13 protein-coding genes are annotated in these 17,741 nt (G+C 64.1%); 7 read left to right on the top strand and 6 right to left on the bottom strand.

The features are described 5' to 3' along the window. Positions 1-14: 14 nt before the first annotated feature. The 3 genes from hemQ to hemE are packed head-to-tail and all read right to left on the bottom strand — an operon-like array spanning position 15 to position 3,170. Complete coding sequence (gene hemQ / locus R4P70_RS22170; protein ID WP_019748269.1) at positions 15-710, bottom strand: hydrogen peroxide-dependent heme synthase; 696 nt, start codon at positions 708-710, stop codon at positions 15-17. Positions 711-714: 4 nt separating this feature from the next. Further along, positions 715-2,076 carry a protoporphyrinogen oxidase gene (locus R4P70_RS22165; RefSeq protein WP_259119719.1) on the bottom strand — a complete coding sequence of 454 codons (1,362 nt, stop codon included), beginning with the start codon at positions 2,074-2,076 and terminating at the stop codon, positions 715-717. Beyond that, positions 2,073-3,170, bottom strand: a complete 1,098-nt coding sequence (hemE, locus tag R4P70_RS22160; protein ID WP_021334677.1) for a uroporphyrinogen decarboxylase — start codon at positions 3,168-3,170, stop codon at positions 2,073-2,075. The genes R4P70_RS22165 and hemE overlap by 4 nt, the downstream gene beginning before the upstream one ends. A gap of 168 nt (positions 3,171-3,338) precedes the next feature. Between hemE and R4P70_RS22155 the strand changes: the two genes are divergently transcribed. The 5 genes from R4P70_RS22155 to R4P70_RS22135 all read left to right on the top strand — a co-directional run bounded on the left by R4P70_RS22155 (position 3,339) and on the right by R4P70_RS22135 (position 10,185). Continuing rightward, a complete protein-coding gene (locus R4P70_RS22155) occupies positions 3,339-3,929 on the top strand; it encodes a DUF3000 domain-containing protein (RefSeq protein ID WP_019748266.1) in 591 nt (196 codons plus the stop codon). Positions 3,930-3,989: 60 nt separating this feature from the next. Further along, complete coding sequence (locus R4P70_RS22150; RefSeq protein WP_019748265.1) at positions 3,990-5,396, top strand: WS/DGAT/MGAT family O-acyltransferase; 1,407 nt, start codon at positions 3,990-3,992, stop codon at positions 5,394-5,396. An 11-nt stretch (positions 5,397-5,407) separates the two neighbouring features. Next, positions 5,408-6,697: a ribonuclease D gene (locus R4P70_RS22145; RefSeq protein ID WP_317831798.1), complete on the top strand. Its 1,290-nt coding sequence runs from the start codon at positions 5,408-5,410 to the stop codon at positions 6,695-6,697. Positions 6,698-6,858: 161 nt separating this feature from the next. After that, positions 6,859-8,079, top strand: a complete 1,221-nt coding sequence (locus tag R4P70_RS22140; protein ID WP_003942598.1) for a thiolase family protein — start codon at positions 6,859-6,861, stop codon at positions 8,077-8,079. Further along, positions 8,080-10,185 (top strand): 3-hydroxyacyl-CoA dehydrogenase NAD-binding domain-containing protein, encoded by a 2,106-nt coding sequence (locus R4P70_RS22135; RefSeq protein WP_007732875.1) that lies wholly within the window; start codon positions 8,080-8,082, stop codon positions 10,183-10,185. Positions 10,186-10,251: 66 nt separating this feature from the next. Here the strand turns inward: R4P70_RS22135 and R4P70_RS22130 are convergent, their stop codons facing one another. Continuing rightward, positions 10,252-11,823 carry a GMC oxidoreductase gene (locus tag R4P70_RS22130; protein WP_080910839.1) on the bottom strand — a complete coding sequence of 524 codons (1,572 nt, stop codon included), beginning with the start codon at positions 11,821-11,823 and terminating at the stop codon, positions 10,252-10,254. A gap of 102 nt (positions 11,824-11,925) precedes the next feature. Then, positions 11,926-12,477, bottom strand: coding sequence for a TetR/AcrR family transcriptional regulator (locus R4P70_RS22125; protein ID WP_317831794.1), 552 nt, complete (start codon positions 12,475-12,477; stop codon positions 11,926-11,928). Between the two features lie 124 nt (positions 12,478-12,601). Here R4P70_RS22125 and R4P70_RS22120 point away from each other — a divergent pair, with 124 nt between their 5' ends. Both R4P70_RS22120 and R4P70_RS22115 read left to right on the top strand, forming a co-directional pair. Further along, on the top strand, positions 12,602-13,618 hold the full coding sequence (locus R4P70_RS22120; protein WP_046378494.1) for an iron-siderophore ABC transporter substrate-binding protein: 1,017 nt from the start codon (positions 12,602-12,604) through the stop codon (positions 13,616-13,618). A 463-nt stretch (positions 13,619-14,081) separates the two neighbouring features. After that, positions 14,082-15,524, top strand: coding sequence for a sugar porter family MFS transporter (locus R4P70_RS22115; protein ID WP_020907569.1), 1,443 nt, complete (start codon positions 14,082-14,084; stop codon positions 15,522-15,524). An 88-nt stretch (positions 15,525-15,612) separates the two neighbouring features. On the opposite strand, the gene dxs is transcribed toward R4P70_RS22115, so the two are convergent. Then, complete coding sequence (gene dxs, locus R4P70_RS22110) at positions 15,613-17,559, bottom strand: 1-deoxy-D-xylulose-5-phosphate synthase (RefSeq protein ID WP_019748259.1); 1,947 nt, start codon at positions 17,557-17,559, stop codon at positions 15,613-15,615. Positions 17,560-17,741 lie beyond the last annotated feature (182 nt).

The raw sequence follows: 17,741 nt of genomic DNA, 5'->3' as shown, positions 1-17,741 counted from the left end.
ACTTTCGAAGTAGATCAGGGTAGGGAAAGGACCAGCTTCTCGATGTCCACGCGCGGCCCGGTGAAGAACGGCACCTCTTCGCGAACGTGCAAGCGAGCTTCGGTGGCACGCAGATCGCGCATCAGATCGACGATACGGATGAGCTCAGGCGCTTCGAACGCAAGAATCCACTCGTAGTCCCCCAGAGCGAAGGCCGGGACCGTGTTGGCGCGAACGTCCTTGTACGAGCGAGCAGCCATACCGTGATCGGCGAGCATCTTGCGACGCTCCTCGTCGGGGAGCAGGTACCACTCGTACGAGCGGACGAACGGGTAAACGCAGATGTAGTCGCCCGGATCCTCACCCGCGATGAACGAGGGCACGTGGCTCTTGTTGAACTCCGCGGGGCGGTGCACCGCCGAGTTGCTCCAGATGGGAGCACTGGCCTGTCCGAGGACGGTGGTGCGGCGGAAATCCGCGTAAGCGGCCTGCAGTTCCTCGATGCTGGCCGCGTGGGTCCAGATCATGAAGTCCGCGTCGGCGCGCAAGCCGGCGACGTCGTAGATGCCGCGAACCACGACGCCCTTGTCTTCGAGACCCTCGAAGAACAAGCGGGCGTCCTTGACCGCAGCTTCCCGATCATCGCCCAGCACACCGGGTTCCACCTGGAACACGGAGAACATGAGGTAACGGATTTCAGAGTTCAGTTTGTCGAAATCAAGGCGTGCCATGGGTCTATCGTGCCACTCGCTCGAATATCCGTGTAGCCGCCGTCGTGCCGACTGCGACACACGCCGGAACCCCGACGCCGTGCAGCCACGACCCGGCCACTTCGAGGCCGTCGAACTGCGTCATCCCGGACTCGATTTCAGCCACGATTTCCGTGTGACCTGGGGAGTACTGGGGAAGACCGCCGTGCCACCGCTGTACGAAGCTCGCTCCTGGCTCCTCGGTGATTCCGGTCACGGTCTCGAGATCGGCGCGCGCAAGTTCGATCAGTTCACCATCCGGCCGGTCGACGATCTCCGATGCGCCGAATCGACCGAACGACACCCGAACGAGATGCTCGCCGCGATCAGCGAGGTGCGTCCACTTTCGGCTCGACAGCGTGAACGCCTTCGCGGTCAGGTCAGCGTCGGTGGCAACCAGGATCCCCGAATTCTGCGGAAGGTCGACCTGACCGGGCAGGCGGAGCGCCACCACCGCGGACGACGCCAGTTCGATCCGCGACGCGATACGCGCAATATCCGCATCGACGCCGGCCAACAGCACCGCTGCGCGCGGCGCCGGAACAGCCAGAATCACCGCGTCGACGCTGCCGAGCGGATCGACGTTCCAACCTTTCCCGTCCCTGCGTAACCCGGAAGCCTCGCCGCGGACGAACGTCGCGTCGGCGGCCTGCCGCAGCGCATCGAGCAAGATGCCGTAACCGTCCCTGAGCGCTCCGAACACTGGTCCGGGTGCAGGTGTCGGCACTGCGGCTGCAACTGCATCCGTGAGGCTCTTAGCGCCCGCATCGAGCGCCGCAGCGAGTGTCGGCAAAGCTGCACGCACTCCGATGGTCTCAGCCAGGCCCGAGTACACCCCGCCGAGAAGGGGATCCACCGATCGGCTGACCACCTGATCACCGAATCGCCCTGAAACCAGTTCGGCAACACTGCAATCGGAACCGCGGGTCCACTCGAACGGAGCGCCTGGTTCGGCAGCTATGCGCGACAGTGTCTGCTCGTCGACTAGATCTCTCACCGACTCGGACGATGCCGGGATTCCCATCAGGGTTCCGGCAGGAAGTCGATTCAGTGAGCCCTGGGACCAGATCAACGGGCTCAACCCCGCGGGGTAAACGATCTGATCGGTCAGTCCCAGCTCGGAGAGAAGGGCAGGGACTTCGGGCCGACGGGCGATGAACGCCTCGGCGCCGATGTCGATCGGGCCACCACCCAGATCAATCGTTCGCAGCTTCCCGCCCAGTCGCGGAGAGTCGTCGACGACCGTGATGTCGGCAACGGAGCCCAGACTGCGCCGAAGCCGGTACGCGGCAACCAGACCGGAGATTCCGCCTCCGATCACCGCGACCGACGGCCGAGTGGTTGTCACAGCGAGTGCACCAGCTCCACCGCCGAGGTGATCGCCGTGGGATCGGTGTCGGGAAGAACTCCATGGCCGAGGTTGAAGATGTGGCCGATGGCACCGGCTTCGATCGCGCGGTCACCTTCAGCGGCGATCCGGCGCACCTCACGATCGATCACCTCGGGGCCCGCGAACAGTACAGCGGGATCGAGATTGCCCTGCAGCGCCTTGCCCGGACCGACACGACCGGCCGCGACGTCGAGCGGAATCCGCCAGTCGACACCCACGACGTCGGCACCTGCCTCCCCCATCGCGCCGAGAAGTTCACCGGTTCCGACACCGAAGTGGATACGCGGAACGCCGGCAGCTGCAACCTCGGCAAACACCCGCTCGGAATGTGGGAGAACAAATTCCCGGTAATCGGCCAGCGAGAGCGCGCCGGCCCACGAGTCGAACAGCTGAACCGCGTCGACACCCGCCTTGAGCTGCGTCTGCAGGAAGCAGATCGTGGTGTCTGCCAGGCTTCCGAGCAACGCGTGCCAGGTCTTCGGATCGGAGTGCATGAGCGCCTTGGTCTTCTCGTGGTTCCGGCTCGGACCACCCTCGACCAGATACGACGCCAAGGTGAACGGCGCTCCGGCAAAGCCGATCAGCGGAGTCGAGCCCAACTCGGTGGTGAGAAGTCGAACGGCCTGCGCTATTGCCCCGACCTCTTCGGGGACCAACCGCGGGAGGGCTGCGACGTCGGCGATGGAGCGAATCGGATTGGCAACCACCGGTCCGACGCCGGCAACGATGTCGAGATCGATTCCCGCAGCCTTGAGCGGAACAACGATGTCCGAGAACAGGATTGCCGCGTCCACGTCGTGACGGCGCACCGGCTGCATCGTGATCTCACAGACCAGCGCCGGATCGAAACACGACTCCAACATGCCGATCCCCGCGCGGATCTCGCGATACTCCGGCAACGAACGTCCGGCCTGGCGCATGAACCACACCGGCCGTCGACTCGGAGTGCGTCCGGTCGCCGCGGCGAGCAACGGTGCGTCGGGCAAAACTCGCCGAGCGCTGTATTCCGCCGACCCGGTCATGCCTGAATTCATGTTGTCCAACCCGCTCATCAGTCCTCGCGCTCTCCGCCAACGTGTGTCTTCGATCGACTCAATGCTGCCATGTCCCACACTCGGGATCGGACACCCGAGCGGTTCGTGAGCGGCCACACACCCGAACCACACTCGGTCGGCGCGCCTCCACCTACCCGCCCTTATCCCCGACTAACGTCCTGACCTGTGACGACATCCGGATCGACAGCCGACCCGGCCGAGTTCCGTGCCGCCGTGGAGGCGATGACCGCTGCGCGGGTTCGGCCCGAGATAGAGGTCGGTCCCATCCGTCCGCCGCAGCGTCTCGCTCCGTACAGCCACGCAGTGGGAGCCGAGGTTCTGCACCCGGACTCCGACGTCGTGGCCGAGCAGTCCGAAGGCGACGCTTTCGGCCGCCTGATCCTGTTGTTCGATCCGGACGGCGACGAGGCATGGAACGGCACCATGCGGTTGGTGGCCTACATCCAGGCCGATCTCGACGAAGCCGTCGCCGCGGATCCACTACTTCCCGAAGTAGCCTGGAGTTGGCTGGTGGACGCACTCGAAGCCGGACCGGAACCTTTTGTGGCCCTGGGCGGTACGGTCACAGCCACAACTTCCGTGCGATACGGCGACATCGCGGGCCCGCCGCGAGCCCACCAACTCGAGTTACGTGCATCCTGGACTGCAACGTCATCGGAATTGGCTCACCATGTCGAGGCTTTCTGTGAAGTTCTCGCGTACGCGGCAGGACTTCCGCCTGCCGGGATAACCACGCTGTCGCGGCAGGGCGACTAACTCCACTACTCGTTTACGCATTCCCCCGGAAAAATACTAGAACCTGTTCTAAAATGAGTCATGCAACGTCTCAGCGGACTCGACGCGACCTTCCTCTACTTGGAAACACCGACCCAGCTATTGCACGTTTGTGGACTCGTACTGCTCGACCCCTCGACCATTCCGGGCGGTTACGACTACCGGAAGCTGCTTCGCGAGTTGGACTCGCGGATGGCCACGATGCCGACCTTCCGGCGCAAACTCAAAGATTCCCGCCTCAATCTCGACTACCCCGTGTGGGTCGACGATCACGATTTCGACATCGAGCGGCACTGCCACCGGACCGCGGTACCTGCTCCGGGCACACACGCGGAACTGGCAGAACTCGCCGGACACATCGCGAGCCAACCGCTGGATCGTTCCCGCCCACTGTGGGAGATGTGGGTCATCGAGGGACTTGCCGACGGACAGATCGCCGTCATGTCGAAGATTCATCACAGCGCTGCCGACGGCGTCACCGGCGCGAACATCCTCGCTCAGCTGTGCAGTCTCGAACCGGATTCACCGGCGCTCGTGGATCCCACCGCACAGGGTGCGGGCGACGCGGGAACGCTGGACATCGCCATCGGCGGACTCATGGCCGTCATCGCCCGACCCGCAAGAATTGCCCGTCTGGTCCCCGGCGGAATCGCGATGCTCCCCAAGTGGGTGACGCGTGCACGAAAGGGTGAAGCGATGCCTGCTCCGTTCACCGCGCCGCGGACCTCGTTCAACGGCGCTATCACCGGTCACCGCAACGTCGCCTTCAGCCAGCTCGATCTCGCGAAGGTCAAAGCCGTCAAAGACCGTCACGGCGTGAAGGTCAACGATGTGGTTCTCGCGCTGTGCGCGGGTGCTTTGCGGACCTACCTCGAGGACCGCGACGAGCTGCCGGAGGACTCCCTCGTCGCGATGGTCCCCGTATCGGTCCACGGTAAATCCGATCGGCCGGGCACAAACCAGATCTCGGGCATGTTCACGCAGCTGGGCACCCAGATCGGCGATCCGGTCGAGCGTCTGCACGCGATCAGCGATTACAACGCCACCTCGAAGAACCACAACGAGGCTCTGGGTGCGAACATGCTCCAGGACTGGTCCCAGTTCGCATCACCAGCGGTGTTCGGCGCCGCCATGCGGGTGTACTCGTCGCTCAAACTCGCCGAGCGTCACCCCGTCGTGTCCAACCTGGTCGTCTCGAACGTGCCCGGGCCGCCGGTCCCGCTCTACTTCCTCGGCGCCCAGATCAAGGGAATGTTCCCGCTCGGCCCGATCTTTCACGGGGCAGGACTCAACGTGACGGTGATGTCACTCGACGGAAAACTCGACGTCGGCATCGTCAGTTGCTCCGATCTGGCACCCGAATTGGACCAGCTCGCGCAAGGTTTCGGAGCCGCACTCGACGAACTGTTCGACGCTGAGGTGACAACCCCGGCCCCGACTGCGACGTAGAGTCAGTGACCATGTCCGAAGTCACCGATGATGCAACCGAGCCCACCTCCGACGTAGTTCCGCTGCTCGTTCCGCGTGACGGAGTTCCGGACGTCATCACCACTGCCGCCGGTGTCGCCGACGCCGCGGCCGCGCTGGCCTCCGGCCACGGCCCGCTCGCCGTGGACGCCGAGCGGGCATCCGGATTCCGTTATTCGGCACGGGCGTACCTGATCCAGCTCCGACGCGAAGGAGCGGGATCGTTCCTGCTCGACCCGATCCCGACAGCGCAGGACCTGCAGCCGTTGGCCGAGGCGATCAACCCGTTGCAATGGGTGCTGCACTCGGCCGATCAGGATCTCCCCGGCCTCGCCGAACTGGGCCTGACACCGGCCGAGCTGTTCGACACCGAACTGGCCGGTCGACTGGCCGGGTTCGAACGAGTCGGACTCGCCGCGATAGTGGAACGAACCCTTCGGGTGGAACTTCGCAAAGGTCACGGGGCCGCGGACTGGTCGACACGTCCGCTGCCGGACGCCTGGTTGAACTACGCCGCCCTCGACGTCGAAGTGCTTCTCGAACTGCGCGACGCCATGGAAGCCGAACTCGAATCCCAGGGCAAGCTCGAGTGGGCGAAGGAGGAGTTCGAGTACATCCGTCTGGCCGGCCCGCCCAAGCCCAAGCCCGACCGTTGGCGTCGTACATCGCACATCACCTCGCTCAAGACCACTCGGCAGTTGGCGGCAGTACGGGCGCTGTGGCAGGCGCGTGAGGATCTCGCACGCAAGCGCGACGTGTCGCCGAGCCGGGTTCTCCCTGACTCCGCCATCATCGATGCCGCCCTCAAAGATCCTCAGTCGCTGGATGCGCTCCGTTCGCTTCCCGTGTTCGGCGGACCACGTCAACGCCGGTATTCGCGTGTCTGGATGGACGCACTGGAAGCTGCGCGCAGGCTCCCGGACAGCGAGCTTCCGCCGAAGACCCCGCCGATCGTCGGACCCCCTGCCGCCGGCCGCTGGGCTCGCCAGGACCCGGCGGCGGCCGACCGACTGACGGCGGCTCGGGCCGCACTGTCGGACCTGAGCAAGGACGTGTCAGTGCCCGTGGAGAATCTGCTCCAACCCGACCTGGTCAGGCGCCTGTGCTGGGACTGGAAGTTGGAACCCGACTCCGACATCGCCGAGGTCGAGACCGCAATCGAGACCAAGCTCACTTCCGGTGGCGCACGTGGCTGGCAACGCACTTTGACGGTCCCCGTCCTCGCCGAGGCACTGAACTCCGTGGTCCCGGCCGAGCCCGAAGCGGAGGAGCCTGAATCCTGACCTGACCCCGGTGTGAGGTTGGAGCAATTCGGCACGTTAAGTTACCGGTCAGTAATGGGCAGTAGTACGCTCGATACGAGGCCGGACGCCTGGCCGTGATCGCCGAACCAACGTCTCACCGCACTTCGGAGTGGTGGGCAGCTCCATCAGGAGGAATTCGCGTGGCTCCATCCACAAACAACCAACGCAACGTCGTCTTCGTCGACGGCATTCGCACCCCGTTCGGCAAGGCCGGCCCGAAAGGCATGTACGCCGACACGCGCGCAGACGATCTCGTCGTCAAGGCGATTCGTGAGCTGCTTCGCCGTAACCCGCAGCTCGATCCCGCACGGATCGACGAAGTGGCTGTCGCAGCCACCACGCAGACCGGTGACCAGGGCCTGACCATCGGCCGCACCGCTGCGATCCTCGCCGGTCTCCCCGAAACCGTTCCCGGATTCGCCATCGACCGCATGTGTGCCGGCGCGATGACCGCCGTCACCACCACCGCGTCGGGCATCGGCTTCGGCCAGTACGACGTCGTGATCGCCGGTGGCGTCGAGCACATGGGCCACCACCCGATGGGTGAGGGCGCAGACCCCAACCCGCGCTTCCTCGCCGACCGCCTGGTCGACCCGAGCGCCCTCGTGATGGGTAACACCGCCGAGAACCTGCACGACCGGTTCCCGACCATCACCAAGGACCGCACGGACGCCTACGCCGTCAACAGCCAGAACAAGTACGACGCTGCCAAGAAGGCCGGCTTCATCGCCGACACCCTGGTCCCCGTCGCCACCCGCAGTTCCGCAGGCTGGGGTCTGGCCACCGAAGACGAGCCGCCGCGCCCCGGAACCACCGTCGAAGATCTCGCGAAGCTCAAGACGCCGTTCCGCCCGGCCGGACGCATCACCGCCGGTAACGCCGCCGGACTCAACGACGGCGCCACCGCAGCACTGCTCGCCGGTGAGGACACCGCAGCCGAGCTCGGCCTGCCGGTCGGCATGCGCATGGTGGGCTTCGCCTACCAGGGCGTCGACCCCGCCGTCATGGGCATCGGCCCGGTTCCCGCCACCGAGAAGCTCCTGGCACGCACCGGCCTGAAGATCGAGGACATCGGACTCTTCGAGATCAACGAGGCGTTCGCCGTTCAGGTCCTCGCGTTCCTCGAGCACTACGGAATCGCCGACGACGACCCGCGCGTCAACCAGTGGGGCGGCGCCATCGCGTGTGGCCACCCCCTCGCTTCCTCGGGCGTTCGCCTGATGACGCAGCTCTCCCGCCAGTTCGCGACGCGTCCCGACGTGCGCTACGGCTTGACCACCATGTGCATCGGACTCGGCATGGGCGGCACCGTCATCTGGGAGAACCCGAACCACGCTGACTACCAGGCAGGGGTTAACTAAATGTCTGATATTGCAACAGCATTCGCCGACGAGGTCGTGACGAACGCCTACACGAAGATCATCTCGGTCCCCGGCATCGAGGGCCCGTTTGCACTGATCACCCTCGACAACGGCTTCGACCACACCAAGCCGTCGTCCTTCGGTCCCGGCGGACTCGCAGCATTCGACGCCGCCCTCGACGAAGCCTTCGCAGCCAACCCGGTTGCCATCGCCGTCACCGGCAAGCCGTTCATCTTCGCCGCCGGCGCGGACCTCAAGGGTGTTCCCGCGATCACCTCTCGCGAGCAGGGACTCGAGCTGGGCCGCTTGGGTCACAAGGTGTTCCGACGCCTGCGTGAGTCGTCCGTTCCCACGTTCGCCTTCATCAACGGTGTCGCTCTGGGTGGCGGCCTCGAGGTCGGCCTGCACAGCCACTACCGCACGGTTGCCGCCAATGCGGGCGCACTGGGTCTTCCGGAAGCATTCCTCGGCCTGGTCCCCGGTTGGGGCGGAACGCAGTTGCTCCCCAACCTCGTCGGCCCGTCGAACGCCGTCACCGTGGTGATCGAGAACTCGCTGAACCAGAACAAGGTGCTCTCCCCCAAGAAGGCACTCGAACTCGGCGTCGTCGACGTCGTTCTCGATTCTGCCGACTTCATCGAGCAGTCCCTCGCCTGGGCGTCGCAGGTCCTCGCCGGCACAGTGACCCCCGCTCGCCCCGAGATCGATCGTGGCCAGGGCTGGGACGACGCGATCGCTCGTGCGAAGGCGATCGTCGACGGCAAGACCAAGGGCAACGCTCCCGGCGCCGTCAAGGCCGTCGAGCTGCTCGAACTGGCTCGCAGTACCGACATCACCGATGCCGCTTCGCTCGACAAGGGCTTCGCGGCCGAGGACGAGGCTCTTGCCGATCTCCTCCTGACCGACGAACTCCGTGCAGGTCTGTACGCCTTCGATCTGGTGAACAAGCGCGCCAAGCGCCCCGCCGGAGCACCCGACCGCTCGCTCGCCCGCAAGGTCAGCGGCGTCGGCATCGTCGGTGCCGGTCTCATGGCCAGCCAGCTCGCGCTGCTCTTCGTCCGCCAGCTCAAGGTGCCGGTCATCCTGACCGACATCGACCAGGAGCGCATCGACAAGGGTGTCGGTTACGTCCACACCGAAATCGAGAAGCTCCAGGGCAAGGGGCGCCTGTCCCCCGACGCTGCGAACCGCCTCAAGGCGCTCGTCTCCGGTTCCCTCGACAAGGCCGCGTTCGCCAAGACCGACTTCGTCATCGAAGCCGTCTTCGAGAACATGGACGTCAAGAAGAAGGTCTTCGCGGAACTCGAGCAGTTCATCGCTCCCGAAACCATCCTCGCCACCAACACGTCTTCACTCTCCATCACGGAGATGGCGTCCGGCCTCGAGCATCCCGAGCGTGTGGTCGGCTTCCACTTCTTCAACCCGGTTGCCGTTCTTCCCCTCCTCGAGATCATCAAGGGCAGCAAGACCGACGATGCCACTCTCGCAACGGCTTTCGCCACCGCGAAATCCCTGAAGAAGTCCGCCGTCCTCTGCGGCGACAAGGCAGGCTTCGTCTTCAACCGCCTCGTCACCCGCACCTTGGGTGAGGTCATGTCCGCCGTCGACGAAGGCACCCCCTTCGACGTCGCGGACAATGCCATCGCCGAACTCGGCATGCCCATGTCGCCGTTCACCTTGCTGGCCCTCGTCGGACCCGCAGTGGCTCTGCACACCGGTGAGACCCTGCAGGAGTCCTACCCGGACCGGTTCAAGAGCTCACCTGGACTCGAAGCACTCGTCGAGGCTCGCAAGCCCGGCGTGTGGACCTGGGGCGAGAACGGTCAGGCCGTCGATCCCGAGGTCGCCGCACTGTGGCCGCAGGGTGACAAGGTGTCCACTTCGGAAGAGGTCCTCGAGCGCACACGTCGTGCGTTTGCCGAGGAAATTCAGATCATGCTCGACGAGGGCGTCGTAGCGGCAGCCGAGGACATCGACCTCTGCCTGCTGCTCGGCGGCGGGTTCGGATTCTGGAACGGCGGCATCACGCCGTACCTGGACCGGACCGGTACCTCCGAGGCTGTCAACGGCAAGCGCTTCCTCGCGCCTGGTGTTGCCAGCGTCTGAGTCAGTCGATCGACCCGTCACGGACGGCGTGCCGTCGGGTACGCCGTCCGTGGCGTTTGCGCAGGTTCAGAATAGGGTTCCCACATCGTCTTTCACGATGTTCTCGAGCGCACGCTCCGCGACGGCGGCGATAGTCATCGACGGATTGCACGCAGCGGAGTTCCCCGGCAACAGAGCTCCGTCGAGCACGTACAACCCCCGCTGGCCCAGAACCCGACCATCAAGATCGCACACCGAGTTCATGCAGGCACCGCCAAGGGGATGCCAGGTGGACGGCAGTAACGCGTTGGTGTCGGTGAGCAGTCCTCCTGCCGCGATCCGCTGGGCCGCAGGTCCGATGTGGCCTTGCTGGATCGCAGAGTCGCCATCCCTCGGCCAACGGAGCACCGCCTCGCCTCGCGCTGAGTCGTACACGAACCGACCTCGGTCGCTGCTGACCCCGAATCCGACCATCACCGTGCTGTGAGCGTCGAACGCCACCGGCGGGAACGACGCCTGAATGACGGTGAACGCGTTATGCGGGTCGTCCCAGTTCCGGCTGCCGTAGACGACCGGCCCGCCCTGTGTCGCACCGAAATTCTCCGCGAGATCCGACCAGATGTAGATCCGGTCGGCATTGGTCCCCCACCCCGCGCCGAGTTCGTCGGGCAGATCCGTGATCCGCCCCGTTGCCGCGGCGCGGACCAGGAGTTTGGTGGTGTTCATGCTGCCGGCAGCCATCACGAGCGCATCCGTCGTCAAAATCTTGTTCTCGAGAATCTTGCCGGAAATGTCGGTCCGGTCCACGTACACACGCCACCGTCCGTCGGCCGCCCGCTCGACATCGGTGACCTGGTGCAGAGTCTCCACATTCACCAATCCGGTCGCTTCCGCAGCCGCAATGTAGGTGACATCCACCGAATGCTTGCCCCCGTTGTTGACACCGAGCGCGCCGTCACCGTTGGTGTACGACGGCTTCATCTCACCCCGCAGTTCGGCCAACGCGTAGTTCCAGTCGATCGGCATCGGAATTTTCGACACCGGTAGACCGGAACGCGTTGCGTTACGCGCGAATACACGTGCCGCCTCGTAGTTCGGGCTGGAAATCAGTTCGTCGGGTGCAGTTTCCACTTGCAACATCCGCGCCACCCGCGGGTAATGGACGCGGTCCATTCGTGCGTAATCGAGCTCCTCCGGAAAGTGCGTGTTGAAGACCGCTTCTTCCGGTTGCAGCGTCATCCCTTGATACACAAGCGATCCGCCGCCCACACCGGCTGCGCAGATCGCGGTCATGTTCTCACCGGTCACCGTCTCCAACAAACCCGCGTACGGCTCGAAGATCGCCGGCCTGCCGAACAGAGTCGGGTTGGACTGATGCCAGAGGATACGCTTGTCCGGACTGGCGGGATGCGGAAAAGTTTCGGCATTCGGCCCGGTCTGCCACCGAATCCCTCTCTCCAGCAGGGTGACCGGAACCCCGGCCTCGGCCAAGCGAAGTGCCGTCACCCCTCCACCGAACCCCGAACCGATAACCACGACACGGTGCACTTCACGTGTCAGCGGAATCCCTGTTGCAGCCTTGGCAGTGCGTGGCGCCATCATCGCGACTCCCACGGCGGCCGTACCGGCCAAGAACGATCTACGTTTCACTCCGGACATGACTGGTGCTCCCTCGAAGAATGTCGCCAGAGAATTCCGGGCACGCCAAAACTAGACACTCTGACGCTCGAGTGTCAAGGTTTTGGCGGAGCAGGCGAGGAACTACGAGGTCGACCGGATTGCGGGCCCGAGCCACCTCGAGAGAAAGGCCCGCAAGGAATCATCGGAATGGACGAGGTCACTGTCGAATGCAACAACCGAAAGCCCCAGTCGCACGGCAATTTCCACTATCTCATCCAACTCCGCCTCCGTGGCGAGGCCACGTTCGACCATAGGGGCGAGCATCTGACCAGCGAAAGGTATTGCTCGACTCATCATTTCGAGATCGAAGACAGGGTTTCCCCGCTCGGCGAGGAGCAGAGTCGCGAGCACCGGGTGAGCACGCACGGCAGTTCGCGCGGCAACGATGAATTCGACGACGTAGTCGTACGCCGTGTCGACCGACTCCACCTGTGCCGTGATCTCCCCGAGAACCTCGACAGCGAGACCGCCCATCGCCTGGGAGACGACCTCTTCACGTGTGCCGAAAATCGAGTACACCGTCTGGCGCGAGACACCGGCCGCGGTGGCAACTGCGGCAATGTTCACAGCCTCGAATCCGCCACCTTCGATCAGTCCGAGGGCGGCGCCGAGAATCTTCTGCTGAGATCGCACGAGGAAAGTATCGCCCACCGAAACGGCGCCCTGAGAAACGCGGTCCAGATCCGACCCCCACCTGCATAAACGGCACAATCGGTTTCGTTTGGCTGCCGAAATACAGTAGGTTAGGCTGCCCTTCATGAAAACTTCTCTTCGGGGCTTCACTGCCCTCGGTGCGGCTGCAATCGCGGTCACCGCACTTGTCTCGTGCTCCTCGGATTCAGGCACATCCACGACATCCCAAGGTACGGACGGATTCCCCGTCAGCATCGAGAACACCTTCGGCACCACGACCATCGACTCGAAGCCCGAGCGCCTCGTCACCCTCGGATGGAACGCGCAGGACATCCTGTACGCACTCGATCTGACTCCGGTCGGACAGCCCAAGTACACCTACGGTGCGGACGACAACGGCGTCATGCCCTGGGCCCAGGACTACTTCGACGCGGACAAGACAACGCTCTTCGACATGCCGGCCAGCGGAGAACCGCCGATCGAGTCCATCGCGTCGTTGACCCCCGACGTCATCCTGGCGCCGTACGAGGGCTTCGAGGAATCCGTCTACAACCAACTGAGCAAGATCGCACCGACGGCCGCTTATCCCGGCGCAGCGTGGCAGACGTCCTGGCAGGACCAGACCCGCATCGTCGGCAAGGCAGTCGGCAAGAGCGAAGAGGCCGAGAAGCTCGTCGACGGCCTCGACGCGACTCTCGCCGATACCGCCGCAGCCCACCCGGAGTTCGCCGGAAAGACATTGGCAGTGGTCAACTTCGATACCGATTCGAGCAACATCAACGTCTATCTGCCCACCGACCCGCGGGTCCAGGTGCTGACGGAACTCGGATTCGTCAACGCGCCGGGCGTCGAGAAGCTCGCCGCGGACAATGCAGGTGGATCGTTCTTCAAGACGATCTCCTACGAGAACATCGCCGACATCGACGCCGACGTGATCGTCGGCTTCACCGACGGCTCCGGTGATCCGTCCGGCATACCCGCAGTCGGTGGACTCGACGCGGTCAAACGCGGATCCACCGCATTCCTCAGCGACACCCGCGTCATCGGCGGACTGAGCAACGTCAACGTCCTGAGCACGCCTTGGGTCCTCGGCCAGATCACACCGACGTTGAGTGAAGCCGCAAAGCGCGCGACCGCCTAGAAACGGGATTTTCACGACACCCTCAAAGCCAACTCCCACGGCATGAACTACACGAGCGGGTTCACTCTGAAGCCTGACGCCACAGGCACGATCCTCGAGATGTACTTCTCCGGGGAATCCGAATCCACTTCACGTATCTCGAAGATCTTCACAGCGGTATTCGGTCGATTGGGCGCGCGGGTGACCGGAAATTCATGGCAAAGGATCTCGAGGACATCGCAGCAAAGCCGAGAGTCTCGCGGGTAAGTAAACCGCCCTCACCTGCACCGACATTATTGTGTGCATAATGACTGCAATCAATACTTTGTCTCTGCGTCCGGTTGTTTCGACCTGGGAATGGACTCAGCTGGATAACGGCGCGTGAGTCCCCGCCAAATCTCGTCCGGTGGGCGTAGCGTGCAGAGTGCTCGCGGATGGATCGACGCATCGGGGTGTCGACCGTAGGGCCTTTGAGGGGGCAGGAATGGCATTCAGCGGAACCGCCTCCGGCGGTGGATCCGGCGCTACTCGCGCCGACGTCGGACATGCAGTGCTCTTCGCCGGCGCCGCCGCGCTCGGCGGTTTTCTGTTCGGATACGACACCGCTGTCATCAACGGGGCAGTCGGTGCGATCCGAGACAAGTACGACATCGGCGCCTCGGGCACCGGGCTCACGGTCTCACTGACTCTGCTCGGCGCAGCACTCGGCGCCTGGATCGCAGGCACACTCGCAGATCGCCTCGGCCGCATCCGCGTCATGCAAATAGCCGCGGTGTTGTTCATAATCGGCGCCGTCGGTTCCGCAGTTCCGTTCAGCGTCTACGACCTCACGTTCTGGCGCGTGGTCGGCGGCCTGGCCGTCGGTTTCGCATCGGTCATCGCTCCGGCGTACATCGCGGAGATCTCTCCCGCTGCGATTCGCGGCCGTCTCGGTTCGATGTACCAATTGGCGATCGTTCTCGGAATCGCCGTGTCGCAGTTGGTCAACTACGCACTCCAGGCCGCGGCCGGTGGCGATCGCAATCAGATCGCGGGCCTCGAGGCCTGGCAGTGGATGTTGATGCTCGAAGCCGTTCCCGCAGTTCTGTATCTGATCATGACGACCACGATTCCCGAGTCGCCGCGATTCCTCGTAGCGCAGGGCAAGGACGATCGCGCTCGCAAGATCATCTCCGACCTGGAAGGCGGCGATCACGACGCCGTCACCGAGCGGATGAACGAGATCCGCGACTCGCTCAGCGAGAAGCAAGCCAAAACCACGGTCCGCCAACTCTTCTCGAAGCGGCTCGGCGTCTCCCACCTCGTGTGGGTCGGTATCGCGTTGGCCGCACTGCAGCAGCTGGTCGGTATCAATGTGATCTTCTACTACTCCAGCACCCTGTGGCAGGCAGTGGGATTCGGCGCCGACCGCTCCCTTCTGATCAGCGTCGTGAGCGCCTTGGTCAACATCGTCGGTACGTTTGTCGCCATCGCCGTCATCGACCGGGTCGGTCGAAAACCGCTGTTGTTGGTCGGTTCCGCCGGTATGGCCATCTCACTGGGCACCGCGGCATTCTGTTTCCATTCGGCAACAGTGACCAAGAACGAGATCGGCGAATCTGTGGCCACGCTGACCGGAGCCAACGCGACTATCGCACTTATCGGTGCGAACGCATTCGTGTTCTTCTTCGCTCTGTCCTGGGGCCCGGTGGTCTGGGTGTTGATCTCCGAAATGTTCCCCAATCGCGTGCGTGCTGCAGCAGTAGGAATTGCGACCGCCACCAACTGGGTCGCGAACTTCCTGGTCTCCTGGACGTTCCCGGCACTGGCCGATTGGAATCTGTCGTACACCTACGCCGGCTACGCCGTCATGGCAGCGTTGTCACTGTTCGTCGTCCTGCGATTCGTGAAGGAAACGCGAGGCAGCACACTCGAATCCGTCCAGTAGCGAGATCTCACTGTTTCACACCGAAAAGCGGTGGCCCTCGGATTGATCCGCGGGCCACCGCTTTTCGAGATTATCGTGAGACGAGCCGTCAGCCTTGCGCGACTTCGCCCTGAGCCGAAGCCGACGACGCGTCTTCCTGGACGTGGACGCCGACGCTGCCCATCCCCGCCACCCAGCCGGTGATCTTGCGGGAGAGGTCCTGAGCCGTGAGTCCGAGTTCCTTGTGAATGGCTTCGCGGCTGGCGTGATCGAGGAACTGCTGGGGAACGCCCATGTCGCGGCACGACGTGTGCACTCCGGCGGCACGCATCGCGGCCGAGACCGTCGAACCGATGCCGCCGTGCAGACCGCCGTCTTCGATGGTGACCACGAGGGCGTACTTGTCCGCCATCTTCACCAGCGAATCCGCGACCGGCAGAACCCATCGCGGATCAACGACGGCAACCGAGATGCCCTGCTTGTCGAGCCGCTCGGCAATCTCGAGCGCCAAGGATGCAAACGGGCCCACCGCGACGAGGAGCACGTCGCCGCGCTCACCCTCGCTGGCCTTGAGAACGTCGACCATTCCGTCGAGTCGCTTCACTGCCGGAATCGCTTCGGGTACAGCACCCTTCGGGAACCGTACGACCGTTGGGCCGTCGTCGACGAGAAGCGCCTCGTCCAGTTCTTCCCGCAGTGTGTCTGCATCACGCGGTGCCGCGACGCGAATCCCCGGGATGATTCCGAGCAGCGAAAGATCCCAGACGCCGTTGTGGCTGGCGCCGTCGACTCCGGTGACCCCGGCGCGGTCGAGCACGACTGTCACCGGTTGTTTGAGCAGTGCGACGTCCATCAACAACTGGTCGAAAGCCCGATTGAGGAAGGTCGAGTAGATAGCAACGACGGGGTGAAGTCCGCCAAGTGCAAGACCGGCGGCCGAGGTCATCGCATGCTGCTCGGCGATACCGACGTCGAAAATCCGATCGGGGAACTTCTCCCCGAAGGCCGCGAGGCCGGTGGGCCCGGCCATCGCCGCGGTGATGGCGACGATGTCCTCACGACGCGAAGCCTGCTCGATCAATGCGGCCGAGAAGACCGACGTCCAGTCCGGCGCGGACGACTTGGTGCCGCGACCGGTGACGGGATCGATGACGCCGGTGGCATGCATCTGGTCGGCCACGTCGTTCTCGGCGTGTGCGTAACCGTTGCCCTTACGAGTGACGGCATGCACGATGACCGGTCCGCCGTAGGCCTTCGCCCGGCGCAACGCCGATTCCATGGCGGCTTCGTCGTGACCGTCCACCGGTCCGAGGTACTTGATACCCAGATCGGTGAACATGACCTGAGGGCTGACAGCGTCCTTGAGACCCGCCTTCATTCCGTGCAGGACGGAGTACGCGGTGCGCCCCACCCAGGGCAGTCTCTTGACCATGCGTCGGCCACTGTCGAGGGCGCGCTCGTAACTCGGTGCGGTGCGCAGTGCCGAAAGATGGTCGGCAAGGCCGCCGATGGTCGGCGCGTACGAGCGGCCGTTGTCGTTGACGACGATCACCACCGAACGGTCTTTTCCGGCTGCGATGTTGTTGAGGGCTTCCCAACACATTCCGCCGGTCAGGGCGCCGTCACCGACGACGGCGACAACGTGGCGATTCTGACCCGTGAGCGCGAAGGCCTTCGCGAGGCCGTCGGCATAGGACAACGCGGCGGAAGCGTGAGAAGACTCGACCCAGTCGTGTTCGCTCTCGGCGCGGCACGGATACCCGGACAGTCCACCCTGCTTACGCAGAGTGTCGAACTGATCCTGACGACCGGTGAGGATCTTGTGCACATAGGCCTGATGGCCCGTGTCGAAGATGATCGCGTCCTGCGGCGAGTCGAAAATTCGGTGCAATGCGAGAGTCAACTCCACGACGCCCAAGTTGGGCCCGAGGTGACCACCGGTCGCAGCGACCTTCAGCACGAGGAACTCACGAATCTCGTCGGCCAACTCCGTCATCTCGGCGTGGCTCAACTGACGTAGATCGTCAGGACCCTGAATGCGGGCAAGAACACCCAACGAGATCGCTCCCTCCGTGCTTCACAGCTGCACCGGTGCGCGCCGCGGCTGTCTTCGCGACAGTGCTGCCAGTCTACGGAGCGTTCCGGCGAACCGACACGCGGACTCGGCCCGAATCCGGTGTGACTTCGCGTAACAGCGAAATCCCACGGATCGCTCGTGATCGCAATCACAGACAAATG

This window comes from Rhodococcus sp. IEGM 1241 (genome assembly GCF_033142365.1).
Lineage (GTDB): Bacteria > Actinomycetota > Actinomycetes > Mycobacteriales > Mycobacteriaceae > Rhodococcus_F > Rhodococcus_F erythropolis.
The sequence above is the reverse complement of the archived record's forward strand: the minus strand, read 5'-3'. Positions and strand labels throughout refer to the sequence as shown.

Bases quoted from the DNA above. Each gene is read 5' to 3' on its own strand.
- R4P70_RS22135 (WP_007732875.1), top strand. From the start codon at position 8,080: ATGTCTGATATTGCAACAGCATTCGCCGACGAGGTCGTGACGAACGCC.
- R4P70_RS22120 (WP_046378494.1), top strand. From the start codon at position 12,602: ATGAAAACTTCTCTTCGGGGCTTCACTGCCCTCGGTGCGGCTGCAATC.
- R4P70_RS22115 (WP_020907569.1), top strand. From the start codon at position 14,082: ATGGCATTCAGCGGAACCGCCTCCGGCGGTGGATCCGGCGCTACTCGC.
- hemQ (WP_019748269.1), bottom strand. From the start codon at position 710: ATGGCACGCCTTGATTTCGACAAACTGAACTCTGAAATCCGTTACCTC.
- R4P70_RS22145 (WP_317831798.1), top strand. From the start codon at position 5,408: ATGTCCGAAGTCACCGATGATGCAACCGAGCCCACCTCCGACGTAGTT.
- hemE (WP_021334677.1), bottom strand. From the start codon at position 3,170: ATGAGCGGGTTGGACAACATGAATTCAGGCATGACCGGGTCGGCGGAA.
- R4P70_RS22130 (WP_080910839.1), bottom strand. From the start codon at position 11,823: ATGTCCGGAGTGAAACGTAGATCGTTCTTGGCCGGTACGGCCGCCGTG.
- R4P70_RS22150 (WP_019748265.1), top strand. From the start codon at position 3,990: ATGCAACGTCTCAGCGGACTCGACGCGACCTTCCTCTACTTGGAAACA.